At 71.5% G+C, this 26,809-nt stretch carries 22 protein-coding genes; 5 read left to right on the top strand and 17 right to left on the bottom strand.

Annotated elements, in window-relative coordinates:
* Position 1 precedes the first annotated feature (1 nt).
* From zwf to pgl, 3 genes are read left to right on the top strand one after another with little or no spacing between them, the layout of a single operon-like run.
* Positions 2-1,534: a glucose-6-phosphate dehydrogenase gene (gene zwf / locus GGE06_RS05385; RefSeq protein ID WP_184930112.1), complete on the top strand. Its 1,533-nt coding sequence runs from the start codon at positions 2-4 to the stop codon at positions 1,532-1,534.
* Positions 1,531-2,601, top strand: coding sequence for a glucose-6-phosphate dehydrogenase assembly protein OpcA (gene opcA, locus GGE06_RS05380; protein ID WP_184930111.1), 1,071 nt, complete (start codon positions 1,531-1,533; stop codon positions 2,599-2,601). The genes zwf and opcA overlap by 4 nt, the downstream gene beginning before the upstream one ends.
* The gene (pgl, locus tag GGE06_RS05375) at positions 2,598-3,380 is read left to right on the top strand and encodes a 6-phosphogluconolactonase (RefSeq protein WP_116161612.1); all 783 of its coding nucleotides are present in this window, start codon (positions 2,598-2,600) and stop codon (positions 3,378-3,380) included. Before opcA ends, pgl begins: the two co-directional genes overlap by 4 nt.
* A gap of 31 nt (positions 3,381-3,411) precedes the next feature.
* Here pgl and GGE06_RS05370 read toward each other — a convergent pair whose 3' ends face one another.
* From GGE06_RS05370 to uvrC, 13 genes are all read right to left on the bottom strand, one after another.
* The gene (locus tag GGE06_RS05370; RefSeq protein ID WP_184930110.1) at positions 3,412-4,998 is read right to left on the bottom strand and encodes a PH domain-containing protein; all 1,587 of its coding nucleotides are present in this window, start codon (positions 4,996-4,998) and stop codon (positions 3,412-3,414) included.
* Positions 4,995-5,495, bottom strand: coding sequence for a PH domain-containing protein (locus GGE06_RS05365; protein WP_116161610.1), 501 nt, complete (start codon positions 5,493-5,495; stop codon positions 4,995-4,997). Before GGE06_RS05365 ends, GGE06_RS05370 begins: the two co-directional genes overlap by 4 nt.
* A 5-nt stretch (positions 5,496-5,500) precedes the next feature.
* Positions 5,501-7,204 (bottom strand): glucose-6-phosphate isomerase, encoded by a 1,704-nt coding sequence (gene pgi, locus GGE06_RS05360; RefSeq protein WP_246532351.1) that lies wholly within the window; start codon positions 7,202-7,204, stop codon positions 5,501-5,503.
* 169 nt (positions 7,205-7,373) lie between these two features.
* Positions 7,374-7,709, bottom strand: coding sequence for an RNA polymerase-binding protein RbpA (locus GGE06_RS05355; protein ID WP_078908267.1), 336 nt, complete (start codon positions 7,707-7,709; stop codon positions 7,374-7,376).
* A gap of 77 nt (positions 7,710-7,786) precedes the next feature.
* Entirely contained in the window at positions 7,787-8,017 is a 231-nt protein-coding gene (gene secG / locus GGE06_RS05350; RefSeq protein ID WP_116161609.1) for a preprotein translocase subunit SecG, read from the bottom strand.
* Between the two features lie 97 nt (positions 8,018-8,114).
* Positions 8,115-8,894, bottom strand: coding sequence for a triose-phosphate isomerase (gene tpiA / locus GGE06_RS05345; RefSeq protein WP_116161608.1), 780 nt, complete (start codon positions 8,892-8,894; stop codon positions 8,115-8,117).
* Positions 8,895-8,901: 7 nt separating this feature from the next.
* Positions 8,902-10,113 (bottom strand): phosphoglycerate kinase, encoded by a 1,212-nt coding sequence (locus GGE06_RS05340; protein ID WP_184930109.1) that lies wholly within the window; start codon positions 10,111-10,113, stop codon positions 8,902-8,904.
* A gap of 112 nt (positions 10,114-10,225) precedes the next feature.
* Positions 10,226-11,236, bottom strand: a complete 1,011-nt coding sequence (gene gap, locus GGE06_RS05335) for a type I glyceraldehyde-3-phosphate dehydrogenase (RefSeq protein ID WP_116161606.1) — start codon at positions 11,234-11,236, stop codon at positions 10,226-10,228.
* A gap of 218 nt (positions 11,237-11,454) precedes the next feature.
* Positions 11,455-14,406 carry a M14 family metallopeptidase gene (locus tag GGE06_RS05330; protein WP_184930108.1) on the bottom strand — a complete coding sequence of 984 codons (2,952 nt, stop codon included), beginning with the start codon at positions 14,404-14,406 and terminating at the stop codon, positions 11,455-11,457.
* 167 nt (positions 14,407-14,573) lie between these two features.
* Positions 14,574-15,563: a DNA-binding protein WhiA gene (gene whiA / locus GGE06_RS05325; RefSeq protein WP_030205188.1), complete on the bottom strand. Its 990-nt coding sequence runs from the start codon at positions 15,561-15,563 to the stop codon at positions 14,574-14,576.
* A complete protein-coding gene (locus tag GGE06_RS05320) occupies positions 15,554-16,579 on the bottom strand; it encodes a gluconeogenesis factor YvcK family protein (RefSeq protein ID WP_116161604.1) in 1,026 nt (341 codons plus the stop codon). The genes whiA and GGE06_RS05320 overlap by 10 nt, the downstream gene beginning before the upstream one ends.
* Positions 16,576-17,538 (bottom strand): RNase adapter RapZ, encoded by a 963-nt coding sequence (gene rapZ, locus GGE06_RS05315; RefSeq protein WP_116161603.1) that lies wholly within the window; start codon positions 17,536-17,538, stop codon positions 16,576-16,578. Before rapZ ends, GGE06_RS05320 begins: the two co-directional genes overlap by 4 nt.
* Entirely contained in the window at positions 17,535-19,523 is a 1,989-nt protein-coding gene (uvrC, locus tag GGE06_RS05310; RefSeq protein ID WP_116161602.1) for an excinuclease ABC subunit UvrC, read from the bottom strand. The genes rapZ and uvrC overlap by 4 nt, the downstream gene beginning before the upstream one ends.
* 58 nt (positions 19,524-19,581) lie before the next feature.
* On the opposite strand from uvrC, the gene GGE06_RS05305 reads away from it, so the two are divergent.
* On the top strand, positions 19,582-20,334 hold the full coding sequence (locus tag GGE06_RS05305; RefSeq protein WP_116161601.1) for an SDR family NAD(P)-dependent oxidoreductase: 753 nt from the start codon (positions 19,582-19,584) through the stop codon (positions 20,332-20,334).
* A gap of 300 nt (positions 20,335-20,634) precedes the next feature.
* Here the strand turns inward: GGE06_RS05305 and GGE06_RS05300 are convergent, their stop codons facing one another.
* Both GGE06_RS05300 and GGE06_RS05295 read right to left on the bottom strand, forming a co-directional pair.
* Positions 20,635-21,372: a hypothetical protein gene (locus GGE06_RS05300; protein WP_221517849.1), complete on the bottom strand. Its 738-nt coding sequence runs from the start codon at positions 21,370-21,372 to the stop codon at positions 20,635-20,637.
* A gap of 5 nt (positions 21,373-21,377) precedes the next feature.
* A complete protein-coding gene (locus GGE06_RS05295) occupies positions 21,378-21,971 on the bottom strand; it encodes a papain-like cysteine protease family protein (RefSeq protein WP_184930107.1) in 594 nt (197 codons plus the stop codon).
* 230 nt (positions 21,972-22,201) lie between these two features.
* On the opposite strand from GGE06_RS05295, the gene GGE06_RS05290 reads away from it, so the two are divergent.
* Complete coding sequence (locus GGE06_RS05290; protein ID WP_184930106.1) at positions 22,202-23,131, top strand: hypothetical protein; 930 nt, start codon at positions 22,202-22,204, stop codon at positions 23,129-23,131.
* 4 nt (positions 23,132-23,135) lie between these two features.
* Here GGE06_RS05290 and GGE06_RS05285 read toward each other — a convergent pair whose 3' ends face one another.
* Together GGE06_RS05285 and uvrA are read right to left on the bottom strand one after the other, a co-directional pair.
* Complete coding sequence (locus GGE06_RS05285) at positions 23,136-23,573, bottom strand: Rieske (2Fe-2S) protein (RefSeq protein WP_184930105.1); 438 nt, start codon at positions 23,571-23,573, stop codon at positions 23,136-23,138.
* A 150-nt stretch (positions 23,574-23,723) separates the two neighbouring features.
* Complete coding sequence (gene uvrA / locus GGE06_RS05280) at positions 23,724-26,774, bottom strand: excinuclease ABC subunit UvrA (protein WP_184930104.1); 3,051 nt, start codon at positions 26,772-26,774, stop codon at positions 23,724-23,726.
* Positions 26,775-26,809 lie beyond the last annotated feature (35 nt).

Genomic DNA, 26,809 nt, shown 5'->3' with positions numbered 1-26,809 from the left:
TTTGAGCGCAGTCCACGGAGCCAACCCGCTCCGTGACGCCGCAGACCGACGGCTCCCGCGCATCGCGGGGCCGTCGGGTCTGGTGATCTTCGGCGTCACGGGCGATTTGTCCCGTAAGAAGCTGATGCCCGCCGTCTACGACCTGGCCAACCGCGGCCTGCTGCCGCCGGGCTTCTCGCTCATCGGCTTCGCCCGCCGCGAATGGGCGGACGAGGACTTCGCGCAGGAGGTCTACGAAGCCGTCAAGCAGCACGCGCGCACCCCCTTCCGCGAGGAGGTGTGGCAGCAGCTGATCCAGGGCATGCGGTTCGTCCAGGGCGACTTCGACGACGACACGGCCTTCGAGCAGCTCAAGGCGACGATCGAGGAGCTCGACAAGGCGCAGGGCACGGGAGGCAACTTCGCCTTCTACCTGTCCGTGCCGCCGAAGTTCTTCGAGCTCGTCGTCCAGCAGCTCAAGAAGCACGGCCTGGCCGACCAGAAGGACGGTTCCTGGCGCCGCGCGGTCATCGAGAAGCCCTTCGGCCACGACCTGGTCTCCGCCAAGGAGCTCAACGAGGTCGTCCATGAGGTCTTCCCGCCCGACGCGGTCTTCCGGATCGACCACTACCTCGGCAAGGAGACCGTCCAGAACATCCTGGCGCTCCGCTTCGCCAACACCCTCTTCGAGCCGATCTGGAACCGGTCGTACGTCGACCACGTGCAGATCACCATGGCCGAGGACATCGGCATCGGCGGCCGCGCCGGCTACTACGACGGCATCGGCGCCGCCCGTGACGTCATCCAGAACCACCTGCTGCAGCTGCTCGCGCTGACCGCGATGGAGGAGCCCGCCTCCTTCGACGCCGACGCGCTGGCCGCCGAGAAGACCAAGGTCCTCGGCGCGGTGAAGCTGCCCAAGGACCTGGGCAAGTCCACGGTCCGCGGCCAGTACGCGGCCGGGTGGCAGGGCGGCGCGAAGGCCGTCGGCTACCTCCAGGAAGACGGCATCGACCCCCAGTCGAAGACCGACACCTACGCGGCCGTCAAGCTGGAGATCGACAACCGCCGCTGGGCGGGCGTCCCGTTCTACCTGCGGACCGGCAAGCGCCTGGGCCGCCGCGTCACCGAGATCGCGGTCGTCTTCCAGCGCGCCCCGCACTCCCCCTTCGACCACACCGCGACCGAGGAGCTCGGCCGCAACGCCATCGTCATCCGGGTCCAGCCGGACGAGGGCGTGACGGTGCGGTTCGGCTCCAAGGTGCCCGGCACCCAGATGGAGATCCGGGACGTGTCGATGGACTTCGCGTACGGCGAGTCCTTCACGGAGTCCAGCCCCGAGGCGTACGAGCGGCTCATCCTCGACGTCCTGCTCGGCGACTCGAACCTCTTCCCGCGCGTCGAGGAGGTCGAGCTGTCCTGGAAGATCCTCGACCCGATCGAGCAGTTCTGGGACACGCACGGCAAGCCCGCGCAGTACCAGTCCGGGACCTGGGGTCCGGTCGAGGCGGACGAGATGCTCGCACGAGACGGCAGGAGCTGGCGCCGGCCATGAAGACCGACCTGACGGACACCACGTCCTCCAAGATCAACAAGGCGCTGGTGCTCGGGCGGCGGGCGATCGGCACGCCGGCCGTCGGCATGGTGCTCACCCTCGTGATCGTCACCGACGAGGAGAACGCCTACGACGCGCTCAAGGCGGCCAACGAGGCGTCCCGCGAGCACCCCTCGCGGACCCTCGTCGTCATCAAGCGGGTCTCGCGCACCCCGCGGGACCGCGCGCAGGCGCGGCTCGACGCCGAGGTCCGCCTCGGCGCCGACGCCAGCACCGGCGAGACGGTGGTGCTCCGGCTGTACGGCGAGGTCGTCGACCACGCCCAGTCGGTGGTGCTGCCCCTGCTCCTCCCGGACGCCCCCGTCGTCGTCTGGTGGCCGGTGAACGCGCCGTCCGACCCGGCGAACGACCCGCTGGGCGCGCTCGCCCAGCGCCGGGTGACCGACACGTACGCCGCCGAGCAGCCCATCCAGGAGCTGACCGCGCGCGCGGACGCGTACACCCCGGGCGACACGGACCTGTCGTGGACCCGGATCACCCCGTGGCGTTCGATGCTGGCCGCCGCGCTCGACCAGGTCGCCTGCGAGGTCACCTCGGCCGAGGTGGAGGGCGAGGAGTTCAACCCGAGCGTCGAGCTGCTCGCGATGTGGCTCGCGGACCGGCTGAAGGTGCCGGTGCGGCGCTCGAAGTCGGGGGGCCCCGGTCTCACCTCCGTACGGATGGAGACCAACGCCGGCCCGATCGTGCTCGACCGGCCGGACGGCTCGCTCGCGACGCTGTCGATACAGGGCCAGCCGGACCGTGCGGTGGCGCTCAAGCGCCGCGACACGGCCGAGCTCATCGCGGAGGAGCTGCGCCGGCTCGACCCGGACGACACCTACGCGACGGCGCTGAGGTTCGGCCTGGAGCGGCTCGACGAGGAGGCGGCGACGACCGCGCCCGCAACCGTCGTCGACACGGTCGTGGAGACCGTGGTGGAGGACGTGGTGGAGACCGTCGAGGAGAAGGCTCCCGCGCCCAAGCCCGCTCCGAAGAAGGCCCCGGCCAAGAAGGCGGCGGCCAAGTGAGCACCCCTCAGCTGGTCGTCCACCGCGACAAGGAGCTGATGGCCGAGGCCGCCGCGGCCCGGCTGATCACGAAGATCGTGGACGCCCAGGCCGCCCGCGGCTCCGCATCGGTCGTCCTGACCGGCGGCCGCAACGGCAACGGCCTGCTCGCGGCGCTCGGTTCGGCGCCCGCGCGGGACGCCGTCGACTGGTCGCGCCTCGACCTGTGGTGGGGCGACGAGCGGTACCTGCCCGAGGGCGACCCCGAGCGGAACGTCACCCAGGCCCGTGCGGCGCTGCTCGACCGGGTGCCGCTCGACCCGGCCCGGGTGCACGCCATGCCGGCCTCGGACGGTCCGTACGGCAGCGATGTCGACGCCGCCGCGGCCGCGTACGCGGAGGAGCTGGCCGCCGCCGCGGGTCCCGGCGACCACGGCGGGGTGCCGACCTTCGACGTGCTGATGCTGGGCGTCGGCCCGGACACGCACGTGGCCTCGCTCTTCCCGGAGCTGCCGGCGGTCCGCGAGACCGAGCGGACGGTGGTCGGGGTGCACGGCGCGCCGAAGCCGCCGCCGGTCCGGATCTCGCTGACCCTCCCGGCCATCCGGGCGGCGCACGAGGTGTGGCTGCTCGCGGCCGGAGAGGACAAGGCGAAGGCCGCGGCGATCGCGCTGTCCGGCGCGGGCGAGGTGCAGGCCCCGGCGGCCGGCGCCCGTGGCCGCTCGCGGACGCTGTGGCTGCTCGACGCGGCGGCCGCGTCGGAGCTGCCGCGGAGCCTGTATCCGCCGGCCTCGGCCTGAGTCCCCGGTACGGCCCGTACGGAGGTCCGGTTCACCTTTCGGTGGGCCGGGCCTCCGGCGTTTCCACGAAAGGCGTTCCCAGGTCGGGCGTTTCCAGGGCGGGCGTTCCCGGGTCGGGCGTTTCCAGGTCGGGCGTTTCCAGGAACGGCGCCAGGAGCCCCGGTACGGCCTCGGCGGCGAAGGCGAGGCCCTGGCTCTCGCCCGCGTCGAGCACGTCGTACGCGCCCTCGCCCGCTGCCGTGGTGGCGGTGACGGTCAGGATGCCGGCGCGCCGCTGGAAGTACGACTGCTTGACGGTCCAGCCGATGACGCCGGAGCGCTGGAGGGCGACCGTCGTCCGCCGGACGCTGCCCGAACGGGCCACCAGGTAGCCGCCGCTGACGCCGTGTCCGAGGGAGCGGTACGCGTCGAGGGCGAGCAGCACCGCGACGGGCCCGAGGACGAGGGCGCAGCCGGCCGCCACGTACAGCAGGACCGGGGTGAGGAGCGCGCCGAGGACGGCGAGGACCGCGGCGGGCCCGAGGACGCTCCACAGGGCCCGGCGCAGCCGCCGGGCGCGGGCGGCCCGGGGGTGGGCGGCGAGGGGCGTCCCGGTCGGCGGCTGCGGTTCGCGGAGCACCAGGGCGGCGACCCGCTCGGCCCGCTCCCGGGGCGCGGCGGGCAGCAGGTTCTTCAGGTCGGCGTGCTTGTCGTCGTCGTCCTGGGCGAGGCCGGTGGCGACGGCGTCGACGCGGGCGGCCCCGAACAGCCGTACGCCGAGCGGCTCGACGAGCTCGATGCCGCGCAGCCGGCGCTCCTCCAGGGTGACCGACCGGGCGGTGAAGAGGCCTCGGCGGACGCGGAGGGTGCCGCCGGGCTCGCGCTCCAGGCGGTAGTTCCACCACATCTCGATCCAGAGGCCGAGGGCGCCGACGGCCCCTGCGGCGGTGGCGAGCAGGACCAGGTCGGTGATCGCCCAGGTCAGGGAGGTGTCCCGGAAGCGGTCCCCTATCCAGTCGATGACCTCCGCCTGGGCGCCGAACCACTCGCTGACCTGGAGGACGGCTCCGGCCGCCGCGCCGCCGAGGGCGGGGGCGAGGAAGGAGACGGGGGCGTAGCGGATCCAGCGGGGGTCGAGGACGGCCAGGACGCCGTCGTGGTCCGGCTCCTGACGGTCGGTCGGGCGGGTGAGGAGCTCCCGGCGGAGCCGTTCGCCCTCGGTGCGGGTGACCAGTTCGAGTTCGAGGGTGGACTCGCCTCCGGTGTGCTCGCCGGTGCCGATGCGGACCTTGACGAGGCCGAGGAAGCGCTGGAGCGGGTTGGCCGTGAGGTCGACGCTGCGGATCCGCTCACGGGCCAGGGAACGGCGCTTGAGCAGCAGGAGCCCGGTGTGGAGGTCGACCCGCTCGGTGCCGACGCGGTACCGGGTGCGGCGCAGCCGGACCCAGTCGGCGGCCGTACCGCCGAGGACGAGCAGCGCGGCGCCGGCGAGGACCCAGGCGACGGCCTGCCACAGGGGCCGGCCGCCCGAGAGGCCGGCCACGGCGGGGAGGGCGGCGCCGCCGGCCACCCCGCACAGGACGGCGGCGCCGGCGAGCAGGGTGCGCGGGTCGAGCCGCCGCCACTCCCCCTCGCTCATGTGGCGTCCCCGGGGGTGGCCCGGGTGATGAGGGTGAGCCGCTCGGCGAGCTCGGCGGCGAGCTCGTGGTCGAGCCCCTCGATGCGGATCGCCCCCTTGGAGGAGGCGGTGGTGACGGTGACGGTGGCCAGCCGGAACGTCTGCTCCAGCGGCCCCCGTACGGTGTCGACCGTCTGGATCCGGGACATCGGGGCGATCCGCCACTCCTGCCAGAGGGCACCGGTCCGCACGTAGACGGCCTCGTCGGTGACCTCCCAGCGGTGCACCCGGAACCACCAGGCGGGGAGGAACGCGGTGCATCCGAGGCCGAGGACCGCCACGGCCCCGGCCGCGAGCAGCAGCCAGGACCGGGCGGGCCCGATCAGCGCGCCGAGCACGGCCAGGACCGCCACCGGGACGGCGGTGGTCATGAGCAGCCGGGTCCGCCACCAGGTGACGGCCCGCTGGTCGACGGCGTTCCTCGGCGGCCGCAGCCGCACCGCGTCCTCCCCCGTCATCCTGATTACCGGCCGCGCAGCGAGCGGTAGGCCGAGACGAGTCCGGCGGTGGAGCTGTCGAGCTGCTCGGCTCCCTCGCCCTGCGTCAGGACCGGCTCGATCTTCTTGGCGAGGACCTTGCCGAGCTCGACGCCCCACTGGTCGAAGGAGTCGATGTTCCAGACGGCGCCCTGGACGAAGACCTTGTGCTCGTAGAGCGCGATCAGCTGGCCGAGGACGGACGGGGTGAGCGCGTCGGCGAGGATCGTGGTGGTCGGGTGGTTGCCCTGGAAGGTCTTGTGCGGGACGAGCTCCTCGGCGACGCCCTCGGCCCGTACCTCCTCGGGCGTCTTGCCGAAGGCGAGCGCCTGGGTCTGGGCGAAGAAGTTGGCCATGAGCAGGTCGTGCTGGGCGACGAGCCCGGGCAGCAGGTCGTCGACGGGCCGGGCGAAGCCGATGAAGTCGGCGGGGATGACCTTGGTGCCCTGGTGGATCAACTGGTAGTAGGCGTGCTGCCCGTTGGTGCCGGGGGTGCCCCAGACGACGGGTCCGGTCTGCCAGTCGACCCGGTTGCCCTGGCGGTCCACCGACTTGCCGTTGGACTCCATGTCGAGCTGCTGGAGGTAGGCGGTGAACTTCGACAGGTAGTGGGAGTACGGCAGGACGGCGTGCGACTGGGCGTCGAAGAAGGCGCCGTACCAGACGCCGAGGAGGCCGAGCAGCAGCGGCGCGTTCTCCTCGGGCGCGGCGGTGCGGAAGTGCTCGTCGACGAGGTGGAAGCCGTCGAGCATCTCGCGGAAGCGCTCCGGGCCGATGGCGATCATCAGGGAGAGGCCGATGGCGGAGTCGTACGAGTAGCGGCCGCCGACCCAGTCCCAGAACTCGAACATGTTCGCGGTGTCGATGCCGAACTCCTCGACCTTCTCGGCGTTGGTCGAGAGGGCCACGAAGTGCTTGGCGACGGCCTCCTGGCCGGCGCGCAGCCCGGTGAGGAGCCAGTTCCGCGCGGAGGTGGCGTTGGTGATCGTCTCGATGGTGGTGAAGGTCTTCGAGGCGACGATGAACAGCGTCTCGGCGGGGTCGAGGTCGCGGACGGCCTCGTGGAGGTCGGCGCCGTCGACGTTGGAGACGAAACGGAACGTCAGGTCCCGCTGGGTGTAGGAGCGCAGGACCTCGTAGGCCATGGCGGGGCCGAGGTCGGAGCCGCCGATGCCGATGTTGACGATGTTCTTGATGGGCCGTCCGGTGTGGCCGGTCCACTCGCCCGCGCGGACCTTGTCGGAGAAGGCGGCCATCTTGTCGAGGACGGCGTGCACGGCGGGGACGACGTTCTCGCCGTCGACCTCGATGACGGCCTCGCGGGGGGCGCGCAGCGCGGTGTGGAGGACCGCCCGGTCCTCGGTGGTGTTGATCTTTTCGCCGCGGAACATGGCGTCGCGGAGTTCGGCGACGCCGGTGACGGCGGCCAGTTCGCGCAGCAGGGTCAGCGTCTCGTCGGTGACGAGGTGCTTGGAGTAGTCCAGATAGAGGTCGCCGACGCGCAGGGTGTAGCCGGTGCCCCGCTCCGGGTCGGCGGAGAACAGTTCACGCAGATGGGTCCCGCCCAGCTGCTCACGGTGCTTGCCGAGGGCCGCCCACTCGGGCAGCCGGTTGAGCCTGGTACGGCCCTCCCGTCGCCCACCACCGCCCTTCTGCGGAGCGCTTCGCGCACTGCCTTCAATGCTGTTCATCTCGGACATCGCCCAATCCTTCTCAATACTGCTTGTCTGCCCCGCTGCACCCCCAACCTAATTGATCTGGGGGACGGTCGACGCGAAGGCGGGCGCGAACGCCGAACGGGCCCCGCCCGCGAACCAGGTTCGCGGGCGGGGCCCGTTCGTCACACCGTCACACCACGCTTCAGATCTCGCCGCGCAGCTTGGCCAGCGCCTCGGCGAGGATGGCCTCGCCGTCCGCGTCGCTGCGGCGCTCACGCACATAGGCGAGGTGGGTCTTGTACGGCTCCGTGCGCGGCGGGTCCGGCGGGTTGTCCCGGTCCTGACCTGCCGGGAAGCCGCAGCGCGGGCAGTCCCAGGTATCCGGGACCGCCGCGTCGCTGGCGAAGCTCGGCTGCGTCTCGTGCCCGTTCGAGCACCAGAAGGAGATGCGGAGGCGCGGCGCCGACTCGCCCCGCTCGGCCTCACCCATCGGCCCCGCTCCGACCCGGCTTCCCCGGATCGCGTTGCCACTTGCCACGGTCGTAACTCCCTGCGTGATGGTGCTCGAAGATGCCCCAGTCTACGTAAGGCCCAACGCGCGTCCAGTGATTGGAGTTACCGGTCCAACTTCATCAGCAGACCAAGTACCACAATGCAGGAGAACCAGCACAGACCGACCACGACCGTGATCCGGTCCAGGTTCCGCTCGGCGACCGAGGAGCCGCCCACGGAGGACTGCATGCCGCCACCGAACATGTCGGAGAGGCCGCCGCCCTTCCCCTTGTGCATCAGCACGAGCAGCATCAGCAGCGCGCTGAAGATGATCAGGGCGATCGAGAACCCCATAACCACGGCTGGACCAACTTCCTCGGACTTATACGGACGGGGGCCGGGCACCTGCCCGACCCCCGCAAGGGTACGACGTAACTCCGCTACCGCATACTCACTGGTCGCGGAAGCGCACGATCTTGACGAACTCGTCGGCGTCCAGCGCCGCGCCGCCCACCAGGGCGCCGTCGACGTCCGGCTGCGCCATGATCGCGGCGACGTTGCCGGCCTTGACCGAGCCGCCGTACTGGATGCGGACCTTGTCGGCCAGCTCCTGCGAGTACAGCTCCGCGAGGCGGCCGCGGATCGCCCCGCAGACCTCCTGGGCGTCGTCGGGGGTGGCGACCTCGCCGGTGCCGATGGCCCACACCGGCTCGTACGCGATCACGATGCTCTCGGCCTGCTCGGCCGGGACGTCCTTCAGGCCGCCGTCGATCTGGGCCAGGGTGTACTCGACCTGGTTGCCCGCCTTGCGGACGTCGAGGCCCTCGCCGACACAGAGGATCGGGGTCACGCCGTGCTTGAAGGCGGCCTTCACCTTGGCGTTGCAGACCTCGTCGTTCTCGGCGTGGTACTGGCGGCGCTCGGAGTGGCCGACGGCGACGTAGGCGCACTTCAGCTTGGACAGCATGAGGCCCGAGATCTCGCCGGTGTAGGCGCCGGAGTCGTGCTCCGAGATGTCCTGGGCGCCGTACTTGATCTTGAGCTTGTCGCCGTCGACCAGGGTCTGGACGGACCGCAGGTCGGTGAAGGGGACCAGGACGGCGACCTCGCAGGCGTCGTAGTCCTTGTCGTTCAGGGCGAAGGCGAGCTTCTGGACGTGGGCGATGGCCTCGAGGTGGTTGAGGTTCATCTTCCAGTTGCCCGCCATCAGCGGGGTGCGGGTGCTGCTCATAAAGCGGTCAGTCCTCCAGTGCGGCGAGGCCGGGAAGCGTCTTGCCCTCGAGGTACTCGAGGGAGGCGCCGCCGCCGGTCGAAATGTGTCCGAATGCCTTCTCGTCGAAGCCCAGGATGCGGACGGCCGCGGCGGAGTCGCCACCGCCGACGACCGTGAAGGCCGGGGAGTCGACGAGAGCCTGGGCAACAGCCTTGGTGCCCTCGGCGTAGTCCGGGTGCTCGAAGACGCCCATCGGGCCGTTCCAGAAGACGGTGGCGGCGTCGGCGAGCTTCGAGGCGTAGAGCTTACGGGTCTCGGGACCGATGTCCAGACCCATCTGGCCGGCCGGCATGGCGTCCGCGGCGACGGTCTCCGGGTGGGCCGGGGCCTTGGTCTTCATGTCGGGGAACTCCGGCGCGACCAGGATGTCGACGGGGAGCACGAACTCCACACCGCGGGCCTTCCCGCGCTCCAGGTACTCCTGGACCACCGGGATCTGGTCCTCCTGGAGCAGCGAGCTGCCGACCTCGTGGCCCTGGGCCTTGAGGAAGGTGAAGACCATGCCGCCGCCGACGAGGATGCGGTCGGCCTTCTCCAGGAGGTGGTCGATCACACCGAGCTTGTCGGAGACCTTGGAGCCGCCGAGCACGACCGCGTACGGCCGCTGGACGTCCTCGGTGAGCTTCTTCAGGACGCCGACCTCGGTGGCGATGAGGTGGCCGGCGTAGTGCGGGAGGCGGGCCGGGAGGTCGAAGACCGAGGCGTGCTTGCGGTGCACGGCGCCGAAGCCGTCGCCGACGTAGATGTCGGCGAGGGCGGCCAGCTGGTCCGCGAAGGCGCCGCGCTCGGCGTCGTCCTTCGAGGTCTCGCCGGCGTTGAAGCGGAGGTTCTCGACGACGGCCACCTGGCCGTCGGCGAGCCCGGCGACCGTGGCGGTGGCGGAGTCGCCGACCGTGTCGGTCGCGAAGGCCACGTCGGCGCCGAGCAGCTCGCCGAGGCGGGCGGCGGCCGGGGCGAGGGAGAAGGCCGAGTCCGGGGCGCCCTTCGGGCGGCCCAGGTGCGAGGCGACCACGACGCGGGCGCCGGCGTCGGCGAGCGCCTTGACCGTGGGGACGACTGCGCGGATGCGGCCGTCGTCGGTGATGGTGGTGCCGTCGAGCGGCACGTTGAGGTCGGCGCGGACGAACACGCGCTTTCCTTCGACGCCCTCGCGGAGAAGCTCGTCGATCGTCTTCATCTGTTAACAGACTCCTTGGTACGGGGTGGAGCACACAAACAGGGCTCGCACAGCGCGGCATTGCGCTGCCCGAGCCCTGCTCACATCGAAAGCCTGCCCTGAACCCTAGAGCTTAGAGCCGGCCGCCGACGAAGACGGTCAGGTCGACGAGACGGTTGGAGTAACCCCACTCGTTGTCGTACCAGCCGAGGATCTTCACCGTGTTGCCTTCCTGGACCATTGTCAGGGAGGCGTCGAAGGTGCAGGACGCCGGGTCGCTGACGATGTCCGAGGAGACGATCGGGTCCTCGGTGTAGAACAGGATGCCCTTGAGGTCGCCGTCGTCGGAGGCCTTCTTGAACGCGGCGTTGACCTCGTCCTTGGTGACCTCGCGGTCGAGGGTGACGACCAGGTCGGTCGCGGAGCCGGTCGGCACCGGGACGCGCATGGCGATGCCGTCGAGCTTGCCCTTGAGCTGCGGGAGGACCAGGGCGGTGGCCTTGGCGGCGCCCGTCGTGGTCGGGATGATGTTCTCCGCGGCGGCGCGGGCGCGGCGCAGGTCCTTGTGCGGGAAGTCCAGGATGCGCTGGTCGTTGGTGTACGCGTGGACCGTGGTCATGAGGCCCTTGACGATGCCGAAGCTCTCGTCGAGCACCTTGGCCATCGGCGCGACGCAGTTGGTGGTGCAGGACGCGTTCGAGATGACGTGGTGCTGCGCCGGGTCGTACTTGTCCTGGTTGACGCCCATGACGATGGTGATGTCCTCGTCGGTGGCCGGAGCCGAGATGAGGACCTTCTTGGCGCCGCCGGCGATGTGCTTCGCGGCGTCGGCCTTCTTCGTGAAGATGCCGGTCGACTCGATGACGATGTCGACGCCCAGGTCGCCCCAGGGGATGTCGGCCGGGTCGCGCTCGGACAGCACCTTGATGGTGTGGCCGTCGACGGTGATGGTGTCGGCGGTGTGGGTCACCTCGGCCTTGAGGCGGCCCAGGATGGTGTCGTACTTCAGCAGGTGCGCGGTGGTCGCGGTGTCACCGAGGTCGTTGACAGCCACGATCTCGATGTCGGCACCCTGCTCAAGGAGCGCTCGGAAATAGTTCCGGCCGATGCGGCCAAAGCCGTTGATGCCTACGCGGATCGTCACGAACCGATCTCCTCGTCTGCTACGCCGGAGTTCTCGACGCCGGCGAGATTTGTGTTCTTTGGGATGTCCCCGACCGCTTACGACCCTACCTCCCCGTTCGTCGGCGGGGGACATCCTGCGCATCCGGGCGAGCCCGGAAAGTGAGGGAAAACGGCCGGCGGCCCGCCCCTACCCACGGGTACGGGCCGCCTTGGGACCTTTGTCCCCACTACTCTCCGTCAGCGCCGGAGCACCGCGAGGGCGCGTCCGACGACCCGTGCGCGGTCCGCCTCGCCGGGCACGTGCTCCAGGCCGTAGCCGAGGAGGACGGTGTCGCGGGTGGTGACCGCCGCCTGGGAGTGGAAGAGCGCCGCGGAGCGCGTCCAGTCGGAGGCGTTGCCGGGGCTTCCGGCCGGGGCGCCGGGTGTGGACCAGGCGCCGAGGGAGGTCTCGAAGCCCTCCGCCTCGGTGGTGGTCCCGGTGACGAGCCGGGTGTCGTCGACGAAGGCGCCCATCTCTCCCGTACCGGGGTCGGAGACGTACGAGATCGCGAGCTCGACCTTCTTGCCGGCCCAGGCGCTCAGGTCGACGGAGGCCTGCCGCCAGCCGTTCGAGGGGCCGGTGAAGGCGTTCCAGGTGCCGGTGGTGCCGGTGGTCGCGCAGCCGTCCTCGCCGACGGTGAGGTAGTGGGCGAGGAAGGGGTGGCCGCGGACGTAGAAGCCCTCGCCGCAGTCGGCCGGGGGCTGCGTGGAGGTGCCGCCGTTGGTGTCGGGCAGGGTCGTCCAGTCGTCCTGGCCGACGGTGTGGGCCTCGACGACGAGGTTGTCGTAGCCGGGCTCGGTGTCGTAGCTGACCTGGAAGTCCAGACGCGGGGCCGCCGCGGCGGCGACGCCGGTGAGGTCGACGGTCCTGGCGAGCCGGGCCCAGGTGTCGTCGGTGTGCTTGACGGCCGCGAAGCTCGATCCCTCGGCGGGCTCGAAGGGGGTGCGGATGCCCGGGTAGTCACCGGCGGAGGCGCTGCTCGCGAACTGCGGGAACCGGTCCGGCTTCAGCGTGTCCGAGGTGACGGTGTACGCGCCCGCGTTGTCCAGGGGGTTGTCGGCGGCGGCGGCGAGCGTCGCGCCGACGCCCGCGAAGGCGCCGCTGCCGGCGAAGGCGGGCGGGTTCTTGAGGCCCGCGCGGCGGTAGGCGCCGAGGTAGTACTGGGCGAAGTCGTTGGTCTCGGCGAGGCCGACCTCGGTGAGCCCGCCGGCCTTCTCACCGGCGTTGATCAGCTTGCCGCCCTCGTTGAGGTAGGCGCGGACGGCGAGCTCGGCTGCGCCGGTGGGGCGCTCGGCGCCGGTGTACCAGACGACGGTACGGAAGTGGGAGAGCACGCCGAGGGCGTCCGGGGCGCCCTGGGTGGCGACGTCCCAGACGGCGGCCTTGCGGCCGTTGTCGGCGAGCGCCTTCACGTACTCCGCGGTGTGCCGGGCGGCCGTGCTGCCGCCCTCGTCGGCGAGGACGAGCACGTCGCCGCGGGGACGCTCGGCCACCTTGTACGTGAAGGGGGCGGAGGAGGTGGCGCGGCCCTCGCGGGTGCGGGCGGTGAACCAGACCTCGACGGAGTCGCCGGGGCGGGTTCCCTCGACCTCGGCGCGGTACTCGTCGAAGTAGAGGTTGTCCTTGCCGCCGTAGGTCTCGCCGCCCTTCCAGGCGTCGAGCTCCTCGCTGTGGGTGCGGCCGCCGTTGACGCGGTACTTGAGGGTCTTGCCGCGCAGCGACTTGCGGGCGGTGACGGCGACCTCCTGCTCCTGGCCGCGGGCGTAGGAGGTGGTGAAGGTCTTCGGGGTGAGGTCGGGGGCGTCGATGCCGACCGGGGACACGGGCCGGTCCGGGTGGGCGGTGGTCTCGGCGACGGCGAGCGCGAAGGGGATGTTCTTGGCGAACTCGGCCTGGATCAGCTTCTCGTCGTCCGGGAAGGTGAAGACGGAGGCGCAGTCGGCCGGGTTCCACGCGTCGTTCGGGTCGACGCGGGAGGCGGTGGCGCAGGTCGACATCTCCGGGGTGAACATCTGCATCCCGTTGACGTTGGCGGCGTGTCCGTCCGCCTCGCCGTTGGTGATGTACAGCTCGGAGGAGACCTGCGGGCGGTAGCCGGGCACGGCGGACTTCTGCGGGGTGCCGGCGAGGGCCTTCAGGGCCACGTCGTCGGGGGTGTCGGTGGCGACCTGCCAGCCGACGCCGTACAGCAGGAGCTGGGCGGCGGAGTGGTAGTTGATGCCGTACGCGAAGCCGATGCGCTTCTGGAAGGCGTCGAGGGCCCTCGTCTCGGGCTCCGACATGGGGCCCTTGCCGCGGAAGGTCTCGTCGGTGGGGTCGGGGGACGAACCCTCGTCGTCGTAGCCCCACTTGTAGGCGAAGTTGCGGTTGAGGTCGACGCCGTCGCCGGGGCCGATCTTCCCGTCGCCGTCGTTGTCGTGGAGGTTCTTCCGCCACTGGCGGTTGGCGGGGTCGGCGTGCGTGTAGTCGTAGCCGTCCGGGTTGGCGGAGAGCACGAACCACAGCTCGGTGGAGTCGACGATCTTCGTGACCCGGGGGTCCTTGCCGTAGCCGTCGAGGTAGTAGTGCATCAGCCGCCGGGTCATCTCGGGGGTGATCCACTCGCGCGCGTGCTGGTTGGACATGTACAGCGTGGCGGGCTTCGAGCCGTCCTTGGCCTTCCGCGCGCCCTTGGTCAGCTTGAGGGCGAGGATGTCCTGGCCCTTGAGGGTCTTGCCGATGGAGACGACCTTGGTCAGGCCGGGGTTGGCCCGCGCGGTGTCCAGGATCTCCTGCTTGAGGCCGTTCGGGCCGCCGTACGGACGGAAGACGCCGTCCCCGGCGGCGGCGACCCGCTTCTCGGCCTGGGCGGTGAGGTTGTGCTCGGCGATCTCGACGCCCTGGCCGCGCAGCCGCCCGGCCTGCCTGCCGGTGAGGAAGAGCTCGACGGTCGCGGAGCCCTTCGCCGGGACCTGCTCGGTGAGTTCGTGGGCGTCGGCACCGGCGTCGAGGAGCAGCGGGACCTGCTCCTTGGTGACCTGGGCGCGCCACACGGACAGGGCGTCGCCGCCGTCCCGGTCGTTCGGCTGCGCTCCGGCGACGGGTGCCGCCGCCACTCCCGCGATCAGCAGTGAAGCCGCGGCGAGGATCGATCTCGCTCTGCGTCTCATGAGCCCCCCTTGCTGTTGTCAGTCACGAAGGTGAACAGACGCCAGGCTCTTGGGCGCTCATGGCACTGTCAAGGGTGCCTCGCGGAGTGCACGAAAAAGCTGCCGGTGCCTCAGAAAGGCACCGGCAGCGCGGAGTTCGGGGTTCCGTACGGGGTCGCCCGTACGGCTCAGCCGACCAGGCTGTCGTCGAGCTCCTCCGTCAGGTTGGACTCGGTCCCGGGGATGCCCAGGTCCTGAGCCCGCTTGTCGGCCATCGCGAGGAGCCGGCGGATCCGTCCGGCCACCGCGTCCTTGGTCAGCGGCGGGTCGGCGAGCGCGCCCAGCTCCTCCAGGGACGCCTGCTTGTGCTCCATGCGGAGCCGGCCGGCCGCGGCGAGGTGCTCGGGCACCTCCTCGCCGAGGATCTCCAGGGCGCGCTGCACCCGGGCCCCGGCGGCGACGGCCGCGCGGGCCGAGCGGCGCAGGTTGGCGTCGTCGAAGTTGGCCAGGCGGTTGGCGGTGGCGCGGACCTCGCGCCGCATCCGCCGCTCCTCCCAGGCCAGCACCGACTCGTGCGCGCCGAGCCGGGTGAGGAGGGCGCCGATCGCGTCGCCGTCGCGGACGACGACCCGGTCCACGCCCCGTACCTCGCGGGCCTTCGCCGCGATGGAGAGCCGGCGCGCCGCGCCGACCAGGGCGAGGGCCGCCTCCGGTCCCGGGCAGGTCACCTCGAGGGAGGAGGAGCGGCCGGGCTCGGTCAGCGAGCCGTGCGCGAGGAACGCGCCGCGCCAGGCCGCCTCTGCGTCGCAGGTGGCCCCGGAGACCACCTGCGGCGGCAGGCCGCGGATGGGGCGGCCGCGGCCGTCCACGAGACCCGTCTGCCGGGCCAGCTGGTCGCCTCCGGCCACCACCCGCACCACGAAGCGCGAGCCGCGCCGCAGCCCGCCGGGAGCCATCACGATCAGCTCCGAGCTGTGCCCGAAGATCTCCAGGATGTCCCGCTTGAGGCGGCGGGCCGCCATCGCGGTGTCGAGCTCCGCCTCGATCACGATGCGGCCGCTCACCAGGTGCAGCCCGCCCGCGAACCGCAGGATCGACGAGACCTCTGCCTTCCTGCAGCAGGTCCGGGTGACGGGAAGCCGGGAGATCTCGTCCTTCACCGCTGCCGTCATCGCCATGGGCCGATCCTTCCATGCATCCGAAAAATACGGTCGTACGCGGCGGCCAACAGCTCCGGGTCATGCTTCGCGGAGCCGTCGGGCCGGGCCACCGGCGCCAGCTCGACCGCGGCACCGAGCCGCTTGGCGGCATCGGCGAGGGACTCGCGGTCGGGCACGGCGGCCTCGTCGGCCAGCACCACGTCCAGGGCGAGTTTAGGGGCGTGTCGTCCCAAAACCTCCAAATGACGCTGCGGGGAGAAGCCCTCGGTTTCTCCGGGCTGCGGCGCGAGGTTCAGCGAGAGCACCTTCCGGGCCTTCGTCTCGGCCAGGGCGTCGAGGAGCTCGGGGACCAGCAGGTGCGGGATCACCGAGGAGAACCAGGAGCCGGGACCGAGCACCACCCAGTCCGCGTCCAGGACCGCCGCGACCGCCTCGGGCACGGCCGGCGGGTCGTTCGGCACGAGGTGCACGGACTGCACCTCGCCGGGCGTGAGCGCCACGGTCGCCTGACCGCGGACGGTGTCCACGTCGTCGGGCCGCTCCGGGTCGTGGCCCCTGACCAGGGCCTGGAGCTCCAGGGGCACGGCGGACATGGGCAGCACCCGGCCCTGGGCGCCGAGCAGTCGGCCGACCAGGTCGAGGGCCTGCACGGGGTCGCCGAGCTGCTCCCAGAGGGCGACGATCAGCAGGTTGCCGACGGCGTGGCCGCCCATCTCGCCCTTGGACTGGAAGCGGTGCTGGATGACCCGGGCCCAGGTCTGGCCCCAGTCGTCGTCGCCGCACAGGGCGGCGAGCGCCTTGCGCAGGTCGCCCGGGGGCAGCACGCCGAGCTCCTCCCGGAGCCGGCCGCTGGAGCCCCCGTCGTCGGCGACGGTGACGACGGCGGTGAGGTCGCCGGTGATCCGGCGGAGCGCGGCGAGGGAGGCCGACAGGCCCATGCCGCCGCCGAGCGCGACCACCTTGGGCTGGGCGCCGCGCCTGCGGAGCGTACGCCGCACCGAGAGGGTGGAGGCACGCCGACGGTACGGCTTCACTCGCGCCCCATGTCCCGGTGGACGACGACGGTCTCGACGCCTTCGGCGGCGAGGCGGGCGGCGAGGCGCTCGGCGGTGGCCACGGAGCGGTGCTTGCCTCCGGTGCAGCCCACGGCGATGGTCACGTACCGCTTGCCCTCGCGGCGGTAGCCCGCGGCGATCAGCTGGAGGAGCTCCGTGTAGCGGTCGAGGAACTCCTTGGCGCCGGGCTGGTTGTAGACGTAGTTCGACACCTCCTCGTTGAGGCCGGTGAAGGGGCGCAGCTCGGGGACCCAGTGCGGGTTCGGCAGGAAGCGCATGTCGACGACGAGGTCGGCGTCGACCGGCAGGCCGTACTTGAAGCCGAAGGACATCACGGTGGCCCGGAGCTCGGGCTCCTCGTCGCCGGCGAACTGGGCGTCCATCTTGGCGCGCAGCTCGTGCACGTTGAGGCTGGAGGTGTCGATCACCAGGTCGGCGTCGCCGCGCAGCTCGCGCAGCAGGTCGCGCTCGGCGGCGATGCCGTCGGTGATGCGGCCGTCGCCCTGGAGGGGGTGCGGCCTGCGGACCGACTCGAAGCGCCGGACGAGGGCCTCGTCGGAGGACTCGAGGAAGACGATCCGCCGGGTGACCTGCTTGGCGTCCAGGTCGGCGAGGGACTCCCTGAGGTTGTCGAAGAACTGCCGGCCGCGGACGTCCACGACGACGGCGATCCGGGCGACGTTGCCCTGGGAGCGGGCGCCGAGCTCCACCATGGTGGGGATCAGCGCGGGCGGCAGGTTGTCGACGACGAACCAGCCGAGGTCCTCCAGACACTTCGCCGCGGTGGACCGGCCGGCTCCGGACATGCCGGAGATGATCACCAGCTCGGGAATGGCCGCCTCGGCGCCGTTGTCGCCGGGGGTCTCCTTCGTGCCCGTACTCACGTGTCCTGCTCCGTCTTCTCGGTCGTGCTCGTGGTGCGTGTGGCGCTCGGTCATGCGGTGGTGCCCCCGTCGTCTTCCATGATCTCTCCTGTGGCCGTGTTCACGGCGGGTGCGGCGGGGGCCGCCTGGGCCAGGGCCACGGCGACCGCCTCCGCGGTCTTCCGGCCGAAACCGGGGACCTCACAGATCTGCTCGATTGTCGCCTGCTTCAGCCGCTTCACCGAGCCGAAATGCTTGATCAAGGCCTGCTTGCGCGACTCCCCGAGGCCGGGGACGGCGTCGAGAGGGCTGGTCCGGATGCGTTTCGTCCGCTTGGACCGCTGGTAGCGGATGGCGAAGTCGTGAGCCGTGTCACGCACCCGCTGGAGCAGATAGAGGCCCTCGCTGGAGCGGGGCAGCACCACCGGGTCGTCGTCGCCCGGCAGCCAGACCTCCTCCAGGCGCTTGGCGAGGCCGCAGACCGCGACGTCGTCGATGCCGAGCTCGTCGAGGGCGCGGCGGGCGGCGGCGACCTGCGGCTGCCCGCCGTCGACGACGACGAGCTGCGGCGGGTACGCGAACCGCTTGGGCCGCCCGTCGTCCTCGGGGGTCTCCGCCGGGACCTCGCCCTCCGCGACCGGTTCCCACTCCCCCGTACGGTCCTTCTCGGCCAGGTAGCGCTTGAAGCGGCGGCTGATCACCTCGTGCATGGACCGGACGTCGTCCTGGCCCTCGAAGCCCTTGATCTGGAAGCGGCGGTACTCGCTCTTGCGGGGCAGCCCGTCCTCGAAGACGACCATGGACGCGACGACGTCCTCGCCCTGGAGGTGCGAGATGTCGAAGCACTCGATGCGCAGCGGCGCCGAGTCCAGGTCCAGGGCCTCGGCGATCTCCTCCAGGGCCCGGGAGCGGGTGGTCAGGTCGCTGGCGCGCTTGGTCTTGTGCAGCACGAGCGCCTGCTGCGCGTTGCGCGCGACCGTCTCCATCAGGTCCTTCTTGTCGCCGCGCTGCGGGACGCGCAGCGAGACGAGGGACCCGCGGCGGCCGGACAGCCAGGCGGAGACGGACTCCGCGTCCTCGGGGAGCGCGGGGACCAGGACCTCCTTGGGGACCGCTTCGCCGCTCTCCTCGCCGTACAGCTGCTGGAGCGCGTGCTCCACGAGCCCCGCCGTGTCGACGGCCTCGACCTTGTCCGTGACCCAGCCGCGCTGGCCGCGGACGCGTCCGCCGCGCACGTGGAAGATCTGGACGGCGGCCTCCAGCTCGTCCTCGGCGAGGGCGATCAGATCGGCGTCGGTGGCGTCGGCGAGGACGACGGCGCTCTTCTCCATGGCCCGGCGCAGGGCCTCTATGTCGTCACGGAGCCGGGCGGCCTTCTCGTACTCCATGTCCTCGGCCGCGATCATCATCTGCTTCTCGAGCCGGCGGATGTACGTGCCGGTGCGGCCGGCCATGAAGTCGCAGAAGTCGTCGGCCAGTTCGCGGTGCTCCTCCGGCGTGACCCGGCCGACGCAGGGCGCGGAGCACTTCCCGATGTAGCCGAGGAGGCAAGGCCGACCGGCCGACGCGGCGTTCCGGAAGACGCCCGCCGAACAGGTCCGCACCGGGAACACCCGCAGCATCAGGTCGACGGTCTCGCGGATCGCCCACGCGTGCGCGTACGGCCCGAAGTAGCGCACGCCCTTCTTCTTGTGCCCGCGCATGACCTGGACGCGCGGAAACTCCTCGTTCATGGTGACGGCGAGGTACGGATAGCTCTTGTCGTCCCGGTACTTCACGTTGAACCGGGGATCGAACTCCTTGATCCAGGAGTACTCCAGCTGCAGCGCCTCGACCTCGGTGGACACCACGGTCCACTCCACGGACGCGGCCGTCGTCACCATGGTGGCCGTGCGCGGGTGCAGGCTCGTGAGCGGCTGGAAGTAGTTCGCCAGCCGCTGACGCAGGGACTTCGCCTTCCCCACGTAGATCACCCGGCGGTGCTCGTCGCGGAACTTGTAGACCCCCGGGGAGTCGGGGATCTGCCCCGGCTTGGGGCGGTAGCTGGAGGGGTCTGCCATGCTCCCCACCCTACTGGCGGGGACCGACACTCAGGGCGGGCGCGCTCGTTGGCCTGACATGGCTCAGGACACTTCAGGACGGCTGGCGGACCGGGTGTGCGTGATCACCGGCGCGGCGAGCGGAATCGGGCGGGCGACGGCGGAGCGCTTCCTCAGGGAGGGGGCGCGGGTGGTGGCGGCGGACGTGGACGGCGACCGCCTCGCGACGCTGAAGGGGGTGATCCCGGTGGTCGGCGACGTCTCCGTCGAACAGGACGCCCGCCGGATGATCGACACGGCCGTGGAACGCTTCGGGTGGCTGGACGTCCTGGTGGCGAACGCGGGAGTGATCCCGCTGCTCTCCGTCACCGAGGCGGAGGCCGCGGACTTCGACCAGGTGATGGCCGTCGACGGCCGGGGCATGTTCCTGACCTGCAAGTACGCGATCGAGGCCATGCTCGTCTCGGGCGGCGGGGCCATCGTGTGCACCTCGTCGATCTCCGGCCTGGCCGGCCAGGCGAGGCAGGCGGTGTACGGCCCGGCGAAGTTCGTCGCGACCGGCCTGACGAAGCACCTGGCGGTGGAGTGGGCGGAGCACGGCATCCGCGTCAACGCGGTCGCCCCCGGCACCATCGAGACCGAACGCGTCGCCGCGGCGCGCGTGGAGCCGGGCGGCCCGGAGTACCTCACGGAGATCGTCCGCGCCCACCCGATGGGCCGCTTCGGCGCACCGGAGGAGGTGGCGTCGGCGATCCTGTTCCTGGCGTCGGACGAGGCGTCGTTCATCACGGGCGCGATCCTCCCGGTGGACGGCGGCTACCTGGCCCGCTGACCCGCGCCCGTGTGGGCCCGCGCCCCGCGCCGTGTGGGCAATCGTCCCGCAGGGCGAGGGGGTCCCCCCTGCTCGAGCGAAGCCGAGAGCTCGGGGGAGGGTGGGCACACGGGACGGCGCCCTCAGCGGCGCCTCCGCGTTCCGCGCCTGGACCCGCACCACCAGTGCGGCGCACCACGCGGTGCGGGTCCAGGCTCGGGAGCCTCTGGCGCCGGCAAGGGCGCCGTTCCGTTGTGCCCACCCGTTCCGCCCCGTCGGAACGATTGCCCACAACGGGCGGGGCGCGGGCCCACAACAGGTTCAGGGGCGTCGGGTCCCGCGTCGGCGGCGGAGCGTCAGCGCGGCCGTCAGGGCGAGGGCCAGCCCCGCACCAACACCCACCGCCGCGACCGCCGGCGTCTCCCGGGGCGCGGGCTCGTCGTAGCCCCCCGCCACCCCCCGCCGCGCGTAAGACGACCCCGGCAGCTTGTCGCCGTACGCCCGTACCACCCGCTCCCGATAGGCCGCGAGGCTCGTCCCGCCCCGCCCCACGGCCCGTACCGCGTCCTCGTCCAGCGGCAGCACCTTCGCACCCCGAAGGACGTACCACGCGTCGATCTGCGGCTCGCGGAAGACGAAGCCGTGGCCGAGTTCGGCGTAGCGGATCTCGTCGTCGCCGGTGGCGATGTTGACCACCTGCCAGCCGCCGCCCGGCTGCTTCACTGTCCACAGCGAGGCCTTCTGCCCGTCCGACGCCACGGCCCTGCTGGCGCGGAACTCGACGCGGGCGACGGGAGCGCCGGGCTTCCCGGCGACGAAGTCCGGGGAGAGGACGCGCACGGGGACGGAGGCGCCGTCGACGCGCGGCGCGGCCGCGCCGCGGGTGAGGGCCCCGTCGCGGGCGAAGAACCGGGACAGGGTGTCCAGCGTCCCCGGCGCGGAGGCTGCCTGTTCGGGGGTCGGCGCGGACGGCAGGCCCTCGGCGGCGTCCGCCGGGACCACCCCGAGGACCGTGAACGCCACCGCGAGGAGACCCGCGGCCGTGGCTCGTGCGTTCATCGTCGTCACGCCCCGATCCGGTAGAGCGAGTGGGTCCAGGAGAAGGACCCGTTGTCGACGTACCAGGCGTGGGAGGCCCAGTTGTAGCGGTCGCTGGAGGGCCAGGGGTCGCCCCAGTAGACCCAGCTGTTCGCGTCGTCGTAGCCGTAGATCACGTGCATGTGGCCGCCGCCGCTCGACCATTGGATCCGCGTCTCGACGGGCCGGTTCGCGTTGATCTCGGTCTGGACGGTGGAGTAGCGCAGCCAGCCGTCGACGTACGAGCCGGGGCTGATGCCGGCCCAGCTCAGTCCGGTCTGGACGTTGCCGAGCGTGGCCTGCCAGTTGGGGCAGTCGTAGCCCTGCTGACGGTTGAAGGCGGCGTTGCAGAACTGGTTCTGGCTGTAGTTCCGCCCGTACCAGGTGGCGATGGTGTTGCCGCTCCCCGCCCAGCACCAGTTGGTCTTCTGCTGGGCCTGCATGGTGATGTTCAGGCGCTTGGAGCCGAGGACGGAGACGTCCTCACCGACCGGCGCGGGCGCGGCGGACGCCGACGTGGCGGGGACGAGGAAGACGGCGGCCGCGGCGAGCACCGCGAGGTTCAGCTTTCTTCTGCGCATCGCGTTCCTCCCAGGAGCTGGGGATGAGGGGGGTGGAGGAGCGCGTCCGGACGCTGGTCAGGAGCATCTTCCGTTGTCCGGACCGGGTCAACACGCTTCAATGCGGGGTGACATCGGACTGTGAACGGTGTGACCCGGGTGTGAACGGACTCCCACGGCCCACCAGCCCGCCCACCCCTCGCGGCGCGACGGTCCGTGCCCCCGTCGTGAACGTTCACCGAGGAGTCCTCGTGAGCCACACCGAGGCGGATCTGACGCAGCTGCTGCAGACCGGCCCCTTCCATCTGGCGCTGCGCACCGCGCTGGCCGTGCGCGGGCTGCCGCTCCAGCGGGTCCAGCACCATCTGGCGCACCGGGGCGTCAGGGTCGGGGTGACGAGTCTGAGCTACTGGCAGCAGGGCGCCAGGCGTCCGCAGCGGCCGGAGTCCCTGAAGGCCGTCCGGGCCCTGGAGGACGTGCTCCAGCTGCCGGGGAACTCACTGCTGCGGCTCCTGACGGGGGACGCGGCCGCCCGCTCCGAGGTGGAGCGCCCGGCGGCCCGCTCGTACCGCTCGCTGGTGGAGGCCTCGGGCTCGGTCGAGGAGCTGCTCGCGGAGCTCGAGTCCCCGACGGACGGCGGGCTGCACACGGTGGGGCACCAGGAGCGGGTACGGATCGGGGCGGCGCGGGAGCTGGTGGGGCGCGAGTCGCAGCACGTGGTGCGGGCGCACCGGGACGGCGTGGACCGCTACCTCGCCATCCACCACGGCGACCCCGGCTGCGACCCGTCCCGGGTGGAGGTGCGGGCGGTGGAGAACTGCCGGACGGGGCGGGTGCGGTGGCACGCGGGGACGGGCGTGCTGGTCGCGGAGCTGCTCTTCGACGCGCGGCTGCGGGCCGGGGACACGTACCTGTTCTCGTACGGCTTCGAGGACGGTACGGCGGGCCCGAGCGGGGAGTACGTGCGCGGGTTCAGCTTCGCCGGCGGGCTGTACGCGCTCCAGGTCCGCTTCGACGAGGCGGCGCTCCCGGTGCGGTGCCGGAGGTTCGCGCAGGCCTCGGCGGGCGCGCCGCGGGGCGGCCGTGCGGAGCTGACCCTGAGCGGCCGGCACCGCACGGTGCACCTCGTGGAGCAGGGGGTGCGCCCGGGGATCCTGGGGATCGACTGGGACTGGGCGTGAGGCCTCAGGCCTTGGGGGCGGCCTCGGGTCCGGCGACCAGCTTGCCGTTCTCGACGCGGATCGGGACCGCGGGGAGCGGGACGGTGGCGGGGCCGCGGACGGCCTTGCCGGTCGTCACGTCGAAGCGGCTGCCGTGGCAGGGGCAGTTGCCCTCGTTGTCCTCGACCTTGTCGAGGACGCAGCCGGCGTGGGTGCACTGGGCGCTGAAGGCCTTGTACTGGCCCTTGGCCGGGCAGCTCACCACGAGCCGCTGCTCGCGGTAGAGCTTGGAGCCGCCGACCGGCACCTCGTCCGGGGCGCCGAGCGGGACGGGAGCGGTCGGGGTCGGGGTCTCGGCGTGGCCGAGCTTGGAGTCGGTGGAGCAGGCGGCGACGCCCAGCCCGGCGGCTCCGGCGAGGGCCGCGCCTTTCAGTACGGTGCGGCGGCTGGACTGGCCGGACATGAGCGCTCCACGGTGAGATCGGGGACAAGACACCCCGGGGGTGACCGAACCGACGATACCGGCGCCCGTCTGGAGGCCGTCGCCCGGGCCTGACGTGCAAGGCGGGGCCCCGATCGGGACCCCGCCTCCGTCACTGCACGTGCCCGGCCGTCACGCCTTGCGCGTCCTGGCCGTCGCCTTCTTGGCGGTGGCCTTGGTGGCCGTCGCCTTCTTGGCGGTGGCCTTGGTGGCCGTCGCCTTGGTGGCCGTGGCCTTGGTGGCGGCCGTCTTCTTCGCGGCAGCCTTGGCCGGAGCCTTCGCCGCCGTCTTCCTCGCCCCGCGCGCCGCCGGGATCTTCCCGCCCGCGTCGCTGATCCGGTCGGTGTCGAGGATGTCCCGGAGGAACTTGCCGGTGTGGCTCTCGGGGACCGAGGCGACCTCCTCCGGCGTGCCCTCGGCGACCACCAGGCCGCCGCCGCTGCCGCCCTCGGGGCCCATGTCGATGACCCAGTCCGCGGTCTTGATGACATCGAGGTTGTGCTCGATGACGATCACCGAGTTGCCCTTGTCGACCAGGCCGGACAGGACCTTGATCAGCTTCGAGATGTCCTCGAAGTGCAGACCGGTGGTCGGCTCGTCGAGGACGTAGACCGTGCGGCCCGTCGAGCGCTTCTGGAGCTCGGAGGCGAGCTTGACGCGCTGCGCCTCGCCGCCGGAGAGCGTCGGCGCGGACTGGCCGAGCCGGACGTACCCGAGGCCGACCTCGTTGAGCGTGCGCAGGTGGCGGGAGATGGTCGGGACGGCCTCGAAGAAGTCGAGGGCCTCCTCGATCGGCATGTTCAGGACTTCGGCGATGGACTTGCCCTTGTAGTGGACCTCCAGGGTCTCCCGGTTGTACCGGTCGCCGTGGCAGACCTCGCACGGGACGTAGACGTCCGGGAGGAAGTTCATCTCGATCTTGATCGTGCCGTCGCCGGAGCAGTTCTCGCAGCGGCCGCCCTTGACGTTGAAGGAGAAGCGGCCGGGCAGGTAGCCCCGGACCTTGGCCTCCATCGTCTCGGCGAAGAGCTTGCGGACGTGGTCGAAGACGCCGGTGTACGTCGCCGGGTTCGACCGCGGGGTGCGGCCGATCGGCGACTGGTCGACGTGCACGACCTTGTCGACGAGGTCGTCGCCGTCCACGCGCGTGTGCCGTCCGGGCACCGACTTGGCGCCGTTCAGCTCGCGCGCCAGGTGGGTGTAGAGGATGTCGTTGACCAGGGTCGACTTGCCGGAGCCCGAGACGCCGGTGACGGCGGTGAGGACGCCCAGCGGGAAGGAGACGTCGATGTCCCGCAGGTTGTTCTCGCGGGCGCCGTGCACCGTGAGCCGGCGTCCGGGGTCGACCGGGCGGCGGAGGTCCGGGGTGGTGATCGCCCGGCGGCCGGACAGGTACTGCCCGGTCATCGACTCCTCGTTGGCGAGGAGCTCCTTCAGGGAGCCGGAGTGGACGACCTTGCCGCCGTGCTCGCCGGCGCCGGGGCCGATGTCGACGACCCAGTCGGCGACCTTGATCGTGTCCTCGTCGTGCTCGACGACGATGAGCGTGTTGCCCATGTCCCGGAGCCGGACGAGGGTCTCGATCAGGCGGTGGTTGTCGCGCTGGTGGAGGCCGATGGACGGCTCGTCGAGCACGTAGAGCACGCCGACCAGGCCGGAGCCGATCTGGGTGGCGAGCCGGATGCGCTGGGCCTCTCCGCCGGAGAGCGTGCCGGCCGCCCGGTTGAGGGAGAGGTAGTCGAGGCCGACGTCGACGAGGAAGCGGAGCCGCTCGTTGACCTCCTTGAGGACCCGCTCGGCGATCTTCTTGTCGCGGGCGTTGAGCGTGAGCCGGGAGAGGAACTCGGCGCAGTCGCTGATGGACATCGCGGAGACCTCGGCGATGGACCGGTCCATGACCGTGACCGCGAGGACGATCGGCTTGAGGCGGGTGCCCTCACAGGTGGGGCAGGGCACCTCGCGCATGTAGCCCTCGAAGCGCTCGCGGCTGGAGTCGCTCTCGGCCTCGGTGTGGCGCCGCTTGACGAAGGAGACGGCGCCTTCGAAGGCCGGGGTGGTGTACGCCCGCTCGCGCCCGTACCGGTTGCGGTAGCGGACCTCGACCTGGGTCTTGTGGCCGTGCATCAGGGCCTTCTTGGCGCGCTGCGGCAGCCCGGCGTACGGGATGTCCGTGCGGAAGCCGAGGGCCTGGGAGAGGCCGCCGATGAGCCGGCCGAAGTACTCCTTGGTGTGGCCGTGCGACCAGGGGTGGATGGCGCCCTCGTCGAGGGACTTCTCCTCGTCCGGGACGATCAGCTCCGGGTCGACCTCCATGCGGGTGCCGATGCCGGTGCAGTCCGGGCAGGCGCCGAAGGGCGAGTTGAAGGAGAAGGAGCGGGGCTCCAGCTCCTCGAAGGACAGGTCGTCGTACGGGCAGTAGAGGTGCTCCGAGTACATCTTCTCGCGCTCGGGGTCGTCCTCCGCGAGGTCGACGAAGTCGAGCACGACCATGCCGCCGGAGAGTCCGAGCGCGGTCTCGACGGAGTCGGTGAGCCGGCGCTTGGCGCTGTCCTTCACCGTGAGGCGGTCGACGACCACCTCGATCGTGTGCTTCTCCTGCTTCTTCAGCGTCGGCGGCTCGCTGAGCTGGATGGTCTGGCCGTCGACCCGGGCGCGGCTGTAGCCCTTGGTCTGGAGGTCGGCGAAGAGGTCGACGAACTCGCCCTTGCGCTCGCGCACGAGCGGGGAGAGCACCTGGAAGCGGCTGCCCTCGGGGAGCTCCAGGACCTTGTCGACGATGGCCTGCGGCGACTGGCGGGAGATGGGGCGGCGGCACTCGGGACAGTGCGGCTTGCCGATGCGGGCGAAGAGCAGGCGGAGGTAGTCGTAGACCTCGGTGATGGTGCCGACCGTCGAGCGCGGGTTGCGCGAGGTCGACTTCTGGTCGATGGAGACGGCGGGCGAGAGACCTTCGATGAAGTCGACGTCCGGCTTGTCCATCTGCCCGAGGAACTGCCTGGCGTACGAGGAGAGCGACTCGACGTACCGGCGCTGCCCCTCGGCGAAGATCGTGTCGAACGCGAGGGAGGACTTGCCCGACCCCGAGAGCCCGGTGAAGACGATGAGGGAGTCACGCGGGAGGTCGAGCGAGACGTTCTTGAGGTTGTGCTCGCGAGCGCCACGGACGATGAGACGGTCGGCCACGCCGGTCCGCACCTTTCTTGAGAGAGCGGATGTCC

The organism is Streptomyces nymphaeiformis, assembly GCF_014203895.1.
In the GTDB taxonomy this organism is placed as follows: Bacteria; Actinomycetota; Actinomycetes; order Streptomycetales; family Streptomycetaceae; genus Streptomyces; species Streptomyces nymphaeiformis.
This window is presented reverse-complemented; position numbering and strand designations above follow the sequence as displayed.